Here is a 9,706-nt window from a genome sequence, read left to right as displayed (position 1 = left end):
CGCGAGGACATCGAACTCCCTCAGATCTACTTCGCCCACGAACGCGAGGTCTTCCAGCGCAACGGCATGTGGCTGACGGCCGGCGAATGGGGCGGCCCCAAGGAGGGCGAGAGCACCGAGACCCGCCTGATCCGCTACCGCACCGTCGGTGACATGTCCTGCACAGGCGCCGTCGACTCCGACGCCACCACGCTGGACGCCGTGATCACCGAGATCGCCGCCTCCCGGCTCACCGAGCGGGGCGCGACCCGCGCCGACGACAAGCTGTCCGAGGCCGCGATGGAAGACCGCAAGCGCGAAGGGTACTTCTAACATGACCAGCACCACCGAGCAGTTCGCCGATCTGGCGGCGACCACCCTGCTGCGCTTCGCCACCGCCGGCTCCGTCGACGACGGCAAGTCCACGCTCGTCGGACGCCTGCTGCACGACTCCAAGTCGGTCCTGACCGACCAGTTGGAGGCGGTCGAGCGGGTCTCCGCGAGCCGCGGTCAGGACGCCCCCGACCTGGCACTGCTGACCGACGGCCTGCGGGCCGAGCGGGAACAGGGCATCACCATCGACGTGGCGTACCGCTACTTCGCCACCGCCCGGCGCCGGTTCATCCTCGCCGACACCCCGGGGCACGTGCAGTACACCCGGAACATGGTCACCGGCGCCTCCACCGCCGACCTGGCCGTGGTCCTCGTCGACGCCCGCAACGGCGTGATCGAGCAGACCCGCCGGCACGCCGCCGTCGCGGCCCTGCTGCGCGTCCCGCACGTGGTCCTGGCCGTCAACAAGATGGACCTGGTGGGCTACGAGGAGTCGGTCTTCGCGAAGATCGCCGAGGAGTTCACCGCGTACGCCTCCGACCTGGGCGTCCCGGAGATCACCGCGATCCCGATCTCGGCCCTGGCCGGGGACAACGTCGTCGAGCCCTCCGCGCACATGGACTGGTACGGCGGCCCGACGGTGCTGGAACACCTGGAGACCGTCCCGGTCAGCCACGACCTCACCGCCTGCCCGGCGCGTTTCCCGGTGCAGTACGTGATCCGCCCGCAGACCGCCGAGCACCCCGACTACCGGGGCTACGCGGGCCAGATCGCCTCGGGCGTCCTGCGCGTCGGCGAGGCCGTCACCGTCCTGCCGTCGGGCCGTACCAGCACGATCGAGGGGATCGACGCCCTCGGCGAGTCCGTGGACATCGCCTGGGCGCCGCAGTCGGTGACGGTCCGCCTCAAGGACGACATCGACATCTCGCGCGGCGATCTGATCGCGCCGTCCGCGAGCGCGCCGGCCACCACGCAGGATGTCGTCGCGACGGTCTGCCACGTGGCCGACCAGCCCCTGGCCGTGGGCGCGCGGGTGCTGCTCAAGCACACCACCCGCACGGTCAAGGCGATCGTCAAGGAGATCCCCTCGCGGCTGACCCTCGACGACCTCTCCCAGCACCCGGCCCCCGGCCAGCTGGTGGCCAACGACATCGGCCGCGTCGTCGTCCGCACCGCCGAGCCGCTCGCGCTCGACGCGTACGCCGACTCGCGCCGCACCGGGTCCTTCCTGCTGATCGACCCGGCCGACGGCACCACCCTGGCGGCGGGCATGGCGGGCGACTCCTTCGCCTCCCAGGCCAAGACGACCGTCCAGGCGGATGAAGAAGGGTGGGACTTCTAACCCATGCTCTCCGACATCTACTCCACCTTCGCGAAGGAGGGCGGCCGCGTGGGCAGCGGCGTCCTCGGCAGCGGCCAGGGAGGGGTGGCGCGATGTGCGCGATGACGTACGCGCACCGCATGCGCGCCCTCACCCCCCACGAGCCGTACCCGTCCCCGCTCCAGAAACGAAGACGTGCGTCATGACGCCATGACGCTACGAGAGGAAGTCCTCCCGTGCCTGCCACCGGTACCACCCGCACCGCCCTGCACCGCGGCATCGTCGCCGCCGCCGCCCTGCCGCTCCTGATCGGCGCCCTCGCCTCCTGCGGCTACGGCTCCGAGGCCGAGAAGGACGAGCCCAAGGACACCGCGGCCTCGAACGTCGCCGCCGGGGGCAAGAAGCTCTCCGCCTCCGAGGTCCGCATCGGGTACTTCCCGAACCTGACGCACGCCACCGCTCTGGTCGGCCTCCAGGAGGGCCTGATCGAGAAGGAACTGGGCGGCACCAAGATCAAGCCGCAGTCCTTCAACGCCGGTCCGTCCGAGATCGAAGCCCTCAACGGCGGCTCTCTCGACATCGGTTTCATCGGCCCCTCGCCGTCGATCAACGGCTACGTGAAGTCCAAGGGCCAGAACCTGCGGATCGTCTCCGGCTCCGCCTCCGGCGGCGTCAAGCTGGTCGTGAACCCGGACAAGATCAAGACCTTGGACGACCTCAAGGGCAAGAAGATCGCCACTCCTCAGAAGGGGAACACGCAGGACGTCGCGTTCCTCAACTGGATCTCCGAGAAGGGCTGGTCGGTCGACCCGGAGTCCGGCAAGGGCGACGTCTCCGTCGTCCGCACGGACAACAAGGTCACCCCGGACGCCTTCAAGCAGGGCTCGATCGACGGCGCCTGGGTGCCGGAGCCGACGGCCTCCAAGCTCGTCTCCGACGGTGGTTCCGTCCTCCTCGACGAGACGGCCCTGTGGCCCGACAAGAAGTTCGTGATCACGAACGTCATCGTGTCGCAGAAGTTCCTCAAGGAGCACGCGGACGTGGTGGAGGCCGTGCTCAAGGGCACGGTGAAGACCAACGAGTGGATCAACGCCAACCCGGACAAGGCCAAGGCCTCGGCGAACGCGAAGCTGGCGGCGGACAGCGGCAAGCCGCTCGACGCGAAGATCATCGACCCGGCGTGGAAGTCCATCCTCGTCACCGACGACCCGCTCGCGAGCACGCTGAAGACGGAGTCCGACTGGGCGGTGAAGGCCAAGCTCATCGAGCAGCCGGAGCTGGCCGGCATCTACGACCTGACGCTCCTGAACAAGGTCCTCAAGGCCGCGGGCAAGCCCGAGGTCTCCGACGCCGGTCTCGGCGCCAAGTAACTCCGTAGTCCAGCAACCCAGGAGGTGACGACCATGGCCACCACGCTCGCCAAGGCTGCCGAGGGCACCGTAGCGGAGCAGACGCACGCCGCCCGCATCGAGCACGTCTCGAAGTCCTTCTCCGGCCCGGCCGGATCGCAGCTCGTCCTGGACGACATCAGCCTCGATGTCGCTCCCGGAGAGTTCGTCACCATCCTGGGGGCCTCGGGGTGTGGCAAGTCCACCCTGCTCAACCTGGTCGCGGGACTCGACAAGCCGTCCGCGGGGTCCATCGAGACCCCCGGCGGCCGCCCAGCCCTGATGTTCCAGGAGCACGCCCTCTTCCCGTGGCTCACCGCGGGCAAGAACATCGAACTCGCCCTGCGCCTGCGCGGGGTGCCCAAGAACGACCGCAAGCCGGAGGCCGAACGGCTGCTGGAGCTGGTGCGGCTCGGCGGGGCGTACGGCAAGCGCGTCCACGAACTGTCCGGCGGCATGCGCCAGCGCGTGGCCCTGGCCCGCGCCCTCGCCCAGGACAGCCGCCTGCTGCTGATGGACGAGCCCTTCGCGGCCCTCGACGCCATCACCCGCGACGTCCTGCACGGCGAACTCACCCGCATCTGGGCCGAAGCGAACATCAGCGGCTCCGCCGCGGGGGGACTCTCCGTCCTCTTCGTCACGCACAACGTCCGCGAGGCCGTCCGCCTCGCCGAGCGCGTGGTCCTGCTCTCCTCCCGGCCCGGCCGGGTCGCGAAGGAATGGACCGTGGACATCCCGCAGCCGCGCCGCATCGAGGACGCGGACGTCGCGGAGCTGTCCGTCGAGATCACTGAACACCTGCGTGGGGAGATCCGCCGCCATGGCCAGCACTGACACCACCGCGAAGGCCACGGCCAAGCACGACGACCTGGCCGGACTGGAGGCGGGCCTCGACGCCCTCGACGCCGTCCAGACCCACCGCGCCCCCGTCCGCGAGATCCTCACCAAGAAGGCCCTGCCCCCGCTGCTGGCCGTCGGCCTCGTGCTGGTGGTCTGGCAGGTCCTGGTCTCGGCTAAGGTCACCGACGAGACCAAGCTGCCCGCCCCGGGCGCCGTGTGGGACAGCCTGAACGCGATGTGGCTCAAGGGCACCCTGCTCGACGTGATCTGGACCAGCGTCTCGCGCGGCCTGCTCGGCTTCCTGCTGGCCCTGGCCATCGGCACCCCGCTCGGCCTGCTCGTCGCCCGCGTCAGGTTCGTGCGCGCCGCGATCGGGCCCATCCTCCAGGGCCTGCAGTCCCTGCCCTCGGTCGCCTGGGTCCCCCCGGCGGTCCTCTGGTTCGGGCTCAACGACGCCATGATGTACACGGTGATCCTGCTGGGCGCCGTCCCCTCGATCGCCAACGGGCTCGTCTCCGGCATCGACCAGATCCCGCCGCTGTTCCTGCGGGCCGGACGCACCCTGGGCGCCACCGGTCTGCGCGGCGCCCGGCACGTGGTCATGCCCGCCGCGCTGCCCGGCTACCTCGCCGGCCTCAAGCAGGGCTGGGCCTTCTCCTGGCGCTCCCTGATGGCCGCCGAGATCATCGCCAGCTCCCCCGACCTGGGCCTGGGCCTGGGCCAGCTGCTGGAGAACGGCCGCAACAACATCGACCTGCCCGGGGTCTTCCTCGCGATCCTGCTGATCCTCGTGGTCGGCATCGCCATCGACCTGCTGATCTTCAGCCCGGTCGAGCGGTGGGTGCTGCGCAGCCGCGGACTGCTGGTCAAGAGCTGAGTCCCGTGTCCCGCGCCCTCCTCGTCATCGCCCACGGCAGCCGCGATCCGCGGCACGCGGCGACCGTGCACGCCCTCGTCGGGCGGGTCCGGTCGCTGCGGCCGGGGCTGCGGGTCGAGACGTCCTTCCTGGACTTCAACGGCCCGACCGTCTCGCAGGCCCTCGCTTCGCTGTACCTGTCCGGCGTGCGGGAGGTCGTGGCCCTGCCGCTGCTGCTGACGCGGGCCTTCCACGCGAAGGCGGACATCCCGGCGGTGCTGGCGGAGGCCGGCACCCGGCTGAGCGGTCTCTCGGTCCGGGTGGCCGACGTACTCGGCCCGTCCCCGCTGCTGGTCGCGGCCCTGGAGCGGCGCCTGGCGGAGGCCGGTCTCGGCCTCACCCCGGCGGAGCGCGCCACCACCGGTGTGGTGCTCGCGTCCGCCGGTTCATCGGACCCGGAGGCGATCGCAGTGATCGCTGAAATCGCGCGGGAGTGGCGGCACACCGGTTGGTGCGCCGTGCGGCCTGCGTTCGCCTCCGCTGCCCTTCCCCGTACGGAGGACGCCGTACGGGCCCTGCGCGCGGAGGGCGTCCGCCGGGTGGCGGTGGCCCCGTACGTCATCGCTCCCGGCCGCCTCCCGGACCGCATCGCGGCCGGCGCCGCCGCCTCCGGCGCGGACGTGCTGGCCGAGGTCCTGGGCGCCGCCCCGGAACTCGCCGGCCTCCTGCTGCGCCGCTACGACGCGGCCGCCGCCGGCCGGGCCCGGCGTACCGCCCTCACGGCCTGACCGGCCCGCCGCCTCAGACGCGGGCGGCCGCCTCGTCGGCCAGGGCCGTCAGGTCGGCGATCGACATGGCCCCCGGCGGCAGGCCCTCCCGGGCGAAGATGTTCGCCGCGTGCCGCAGCACGTCGTTGACGGGCGTCGCCACCCCGTGCAGCCGGCCCAGCAGCACGATCTCGCCGTTGAGGTAGTCGGCCTCCACCGACCCCGTCCCGCGCGCCAGGCTCTGCCAGGAGGAGCCGCCGCGCACGCCCGGGGGCTGGTTGACCTTGCCGTCGCGGGCCGCCGCCTGCTCCGCTTCCGTGGCGTGGGCGATGCCCGCCGCTTCCAGGGCGGCCTTTCCCTCGCGGATCGCGCGCAGCAGCAGTGCCGCCTTGGCCGGGTCCGGTTCGGGGCCGGTGGTCGCCTGGATCGCGTTGCCCAGGTTGCCGAGCAGCTTCGCGTACTTCCACCGCATGACGTCCTCGACGACCGGCGCCTCGAACCCCGCCTCCTCCAGGTCGGCGGCGACCGAGGCGATCCGCCGGTCGGTGCCCCCGGCCGCCTTGCCGAGGTGCAGTATCCCGGTCAGCGGGGCGCACAGCGCGGAGACGACGCCGGGCTCCAGGAAGGTGGCGGGCAGCCAGACGCAGACCCCGTACACGCGCGCGAAGCGGCGCAGGGCCAGGCGTTCGCTCTCCACGCCGTTCTGCGCGCACAGCAGCGGCAGCCGCTGGGCCGCCGTCCCGCCGCCCGCGACCTCCGCGTCGCCCCACGCGTCGAGGGCGGCGACGGCGTCCTGGGTCTTCACGGTGAGGAGGAGGACGTCGTCGGGGCGCAGTTCGCCCAGTTCCGCCGGTGCGGCGGCCACGGGGAGCCGGTGGACGCGCGCGCCGTCGGCGGTGGTGAGGCGGAGCCCGTCCGTCCGTAGTGCCTCGGCGTGCGCGCCGCGCGCGACGAGGACGGCCTCCCGGCCCGATTCCGCGAGCCGTCCGCCGATGGTCGCGCCGATCGCTCCGGCGCCGATGATGATGTAACGCATGCCCCGAGCCTGGCACACGGGCCGTGCGCGGTTACGGTCGGGCCATGACGGACACCGTGTTCTGCCTGGGCGGGGACCTGCCGCTGCGTCGTCTCGGACTCGGCACCGGGGGGCTGGTCGGCCCCGGTTACTGGGGGCCGCGCGGCAGTCGCGCGGATGCCGTGGCGCTGCTGCGCGCGGCGGTCGGGCAGGGGGTGCGGCTGATCGACACCGCCGACAACTACGGGCCGGAGCTGGCCGAGGAGCTGGTCGCCGAGGCCCTCCACCCGTACGGGGACGGGCTCGTGGTCGCCACGAAGGGCGGGGTGGTGCGCACCGGCCCGGACGAGTGGCACGTGGCGGGCCGGCCCGGGGAGTTGCGCCGGATGTGCGAGGCGAGCCTGCGGCGGCTGCGGGTGGAGCGGATCGACCTCTACCAGCTGCACCGTTTCGACCCGGCGGTGCCGATGGCCGAACAGCTGGGCGAGCTGGCGCGGTTGCGGGAGGAGGGGAAGATCCGGCACATCGGTCTGGACACGGTGAGCGCGCCGCAGCTGCGGGAGGCCCTGGAGTCGGTCCCGGTGGCGGCGGTGCAGAACCCGTACAACCTGCTGGACCGGTCCTCGGCGCAGGTGCTGGCGCTGTGCGAGGAGCGCGGGATCGCGTTCCTGCCGTACTACCCACTGGGCAGCGGCGCCCTGACCGGCGGGGGCGCGGCCGCCGTCACCGGGGTGGCGGCGGCGCACGGGGCGGTTCCGGGGCAGATCGCGCTGGCCTGGCTGCTGCACCACTCGCCGGTGCTCTGCCCGACCCCGGGCACCGGCTCCACCGACCACCTGGCGCAGAACCTGGCCGCGGCCTCGGTCCGGCTGGCGCCGGGGGAGGTCGCGCTGCTGGACGCGGTGGCCGGGGTGTGACGGCTCAGAGCGAGCCGACGACCTTTCTGGGGGTGATGCGGACCACGACCCGCTCGGCGTCGTCGGCCGACGCCGGGTTGAAGTCCGCGTAGTCCTTGCCCGTGTACTTGCGCGACAGCTCGTCGATCAGCTCCTGTCCGCCCTCCGTGGTCATGGTGGCGCTGCCGCGGATCTCGGCGTAGGTGTAGGGCGCGTTCGCGGGGTTGATCATGACGGTGACCCGCGGGTCCCTGCGGAGGTTCATCTCCTTGCGGCGGCCGACGGTCGTGGAGAACAGCAGCTCGTTGCCGTCCCGGGTGAGCCAGGTGACGGACAGCTGCGGGCTGCCGTCCGGCTGGACGGTGGCGACGGTCGCGAAGACGGGGGTGTCGTCGATGACCTTCCGCAGGTCGTCGGAGAGTGCGTCGGACACGGGGCGGGTTCCTTCCCTCGGCTTGCGGCTGTCGGCCGGCGGCTGGGTCCGGACCGACTGCCCGTCGCTGAAGATCAGCAGCGGACAGCCTGCAAAATCACCGCTTCCCCCGCAAGCGCATCGGGCCCGCCGCACCGAGTCCTTCGACGGTTCACCCGTGCGGCCGAGTCCCGGGGTGGGCGAGGCCGTCGAGGACCAGGGCGAGCAGGTGGGCGCGGCGGGCCGAGAGGGCGGGCGCCTGGCCGGTGATCCAGCTGAGGGCGTTGACCAGGGCGAACAGGTCGGTGCCGTCCACGTCGGGGCGGATCCGGCCGGCGTCCTGGGCCGCCCGGAGCAGGCGGCCGCCCGCCTCCCGCATGCCCAGGCACGAGGCGTGCAGCGCGGACTCCGGGTCCGCGAGGGTGGCCGCCAGCGAGGCCGGCAGTCCCCGGAAGGTGCCGGCCCACACGATGAACTCGCCGAGCCAGTCGGCGAGCGCCCCCTCGGGCGGCAGGTCCGCGTCCGCCAGGGCGTCGGCCCGCGCGGCGAGGCCGCCGAAGCCGGTGCGCAGGAGGGCCTCCAGGAGCGTGTCGCGGGTCGGGAAGTGCCGGTAGAGCGTGCCGAGTCCGACGTCCGCGCGGCGGGCGACGTCGCGGAGCGAGGCGTCGGTGCCCTGCTCGCCTATGACCTCGCGGGCCGCTTCGAGGATGCGTTCCCGGTTGCGCCGGGCGTCGGCGCGCTGCCCCGGCGGTGCGGGCTCATCTGGCATGGGGATTCCTGACGTTGACAAACGGAGCACTGCTCCGCCTACGATTCGGAGCAGCGCTCCGGATTCTATCGGGACGGGGTGCTCTCTTTGGCGTGCACGGACACGGAAGGTCGGGGGAAGACCATGGGAACGACGACGATGCAGGCTGTACGCGTACACGCGTTCGGCGGCCCGGAGCAGCTGGCGTACGAGGAGGTGCCGCGGCCGGCGGCGGGACCGGGCGAGGTGCTGGTCCGCGTCCACGCCGCCGGGGTCAACCCGGTGGACCGGTACGCGCGACAGGGCTTCACGGTGCTGCCGGAGGCGCTCCGGCCGCAGTGGCCGCTGCCGTACACCCCGGGCTCCGACGTGTCCGGCGTGATCGTGGAGACGGGCGCCGGGGTCACCTGCTGGCGGGCCGGGGACGAGGTGTTCGGCCTGGTCCGCTTCCCCGGCCGGGCCTCGGCGTACGCCGAGTACGTGGTCTCCCCCGCCGGGAACCTCGCCCGCAAGCCGGCCGCGCTGGGGCACACGGAGGCGGCCGCCCTGCCGATGGCGGGGCTGACGGCGTACCAGTACCTCTTCGAGCACGTGAAGGTGCGCGGGGGCGACACGGTACTGGTCAACGGTGCGGCGGGCGGGGTGGGCCACCTCGCCGTGCAGCTGGCCCGGACCGCGGGCGCCGCCCGGGTCGTCGCGGTGGCGTCGGGGCGCCACGAGGCCTTCCTCCTGGGTCTGGGGGCCGACCGGTTCGTGGACTACACGCGCACGGCCGCCGGGGAGGCCGTACGCGGGGTGGACGTGCTGATCGACGCCGTGGGCGGCCCGGAAGGCCACCGCCTCCTGCCGGCCATGCGGCCCGGCGGGCGCATCGGCGCGGTCTTCCCCGGGGAGTACCACGCGGAGCGCGCGGCCGGGCAGGGCGTCACGGCCGGCGCCTGGCAGGTGCGCCCCAGCGGGGAGCAGCTGGCCGAACTGGCCCGGCTGGCGGACCGCGGCGCGCTGCGGGTGGCCGTCGAGGAGGTCTTCCCGCTGGCCGGGGCCGCGCGGGCGCACGCCCGCGCCGAGCGGGGCCACCTCCAGGGCAAGATCGTCCTCGCCGTGGCTCCCGCGTAGGGAGGCCGGACGGCGGCGCGCACCGGAGGACGCCC

The 9,706-nt window shown here is 73.0% G+C and carries 10 protein-coding genes and 1 pseudogene; 8 read left to right on the top strand and 3 right to left on the bottom strand.

Translation table 11 applies throughout. From position 1 onward, the window contains the following. From ACZ5D2_RS37060 to ACZ5D2_RS37035, 6 genes and pseudogenes are all read left to right on the top strand, one after another. Positions 1-312: pseudogene (locus ACZ5D2_RS37060) on the top strand (sulfate adenylyltransferase subunit CysD); the annotation flags it as partial. Between the two features lies 1 nt (position 313). Beyond that, positions 314-1,654, top strand: a complete 1,341-nt coding sequence (locus ACZ5D2_RS37055; RefSeq protein WP_371676084.1) for a sulfate adenylyltransferase subunit 1 — start codon at positions 314-316, stop codon at positions 1,652-1,654. A 215-nt stretch (positions 1,655-1,869) separates the two neighbouring features. Further along, entirely contained in the window at positions 1,870-3,003 is a 1,134-nt protein-coding gene (locus ACZ5D2_RS37050) for an aliphatic sulfonate ABC transporter substrate-binding protein (RefSeq protein WP_468935682.1), read from the top strand. A 33-nt stretch (positions 3,004-3,036) separates the two neighbouring features. After that, positions 3,037-3,855 carry an ABC transporter ATP-binding protein gene (locus ACZ5D2_RS37045; protein WP_371676086.1) on the top strand — a complete coding sequence of 273 codons (819 nt, stop codon included), beginning with the start codon at positions 3,037-3,039 and terminating at the stop codon, positions 3,853-3,855. Beyond that, positions 3,842-4,738 carry an ABC transporter permease gene (locus tag ACZ5D2_RS37040; protein WP_468935677.1) on the top strand — a complete coding sequence of 299 codons (897 nt, stop codon included), beginning with the start codon at positions 3,842-3,844 and terminating at the stop codon, positions 4,736-4,738. Before ACZ5D2_RS37045 ends, ACZ5D2_RS37040 begins: the two co-directional genes overlap by 14 nt. A gap of 5 nt (positions 4,739-4,743) precedes the next feature. Then, the gene (locus ACZ5D2_RS37035; RefSeq protein ID WP_371676088.1) at positions 4,744-5,505 is read left to right on the top strand and encodes a sirohydrochlorin chelatase; all 762 of its coding nucleotides are present in this window, start codon (positions 4,744-4,746) and stop codon (positions 5,503-5,505) included. A gap of 13 nt (positions 5,506-5,518) precedes the next feature. Here the strand turns inward: ACZ5D2_RS37035 and ACZ5D2_RS37030 are convergent, their stop codons facing one another. Further along, positions 5,519-6,520: a ketopantoate reductase family protein gene (locus ACZ5D2_RS37030; RefSeq protein WP_371676089.1), complete on the bottom strand. Its 1,002-nt coding sequence runs from the start codon at positions 6,518-6,520 to the stop codon at positions 5,519-5,521. A gap of 44 nt (positions 6,521-6,564) precedes the next feature. Here ACZ5D2_RS37030 and ACZ5D2_RS37025 point away from each other — a divergent pair, with 44 nt between their 5' ends. After that, a complete protein-coding gene (locus ACZ5D2_RS37025; RefSeq protein WP_371676090.1) occupies positions 6,565-7,416 on the top strand; it encodes an aldo/keto reductase in 852 nt (283 codons plus the stop codon). A 4-nt stretch (positions 7,417-7,420) separates the two neighbouring features. Here the strand turns inward: ACZ5D2_RS37025 and ACZ5D2_RS37020 are convergent, their stop codons facing one another. Both ACZ5D2_RS37020 and ACZ5D2_RS37015 read right to left on the bottom strand, forming a co-directional pair. Continuing rightward, entirely contained in the window at positions 7,421-7,828 is a 408-nt protein-coding gene (locus ACZ5D2_RS37020) for a PPOX class F420-dependent oxidoreductase (RefSeq protein ID WP_371676091.1), read from the bottom strand. A 151-nt stretch (positions 7,829-7,979) separates the two neighbouring features. Continuing rightward, complete coding sequence (locus ACZ5D2_RS37015) at positions 7,980-8,576, bottom strand: TetR/AcrR family transcriptional regulator (protein ID WP_468935670.1); 597 nt, start codon at positions 8,574-8,576, stop codon at positions 7,980-7,982. Between the two features lie 138 nt (positions 8,577-8,714). Here ACZ5D2_RS37015 and ACZ5D2_RS37010 point away from each other — a divergent pair, with 138 nt between their 5' ends. Beyond that, positions 8,715-9,671 carry an NADP-dependent oxidoreductase gene (locus ACZ5D2_RS37010; protein WP_468935667.1) on the top strand — a complete coding sequence of 319 codons (957 nt, stop codon included), beginning with the start codon at positions 8,715-8,717 and terminating at the stop codon, positions 9,669-9,671. The last annotated feature ends 35 nt before the right edge of the window (positions 9,672-9,706 follow it).

Source organism: Streptomyces sp. NPDC031479 (genome assembly GCF_055581065.1).
Note: the sequence above shows the minus strand (reverse complement) of the source record. Positions and strands in the feature narration are given on the sequence as shown.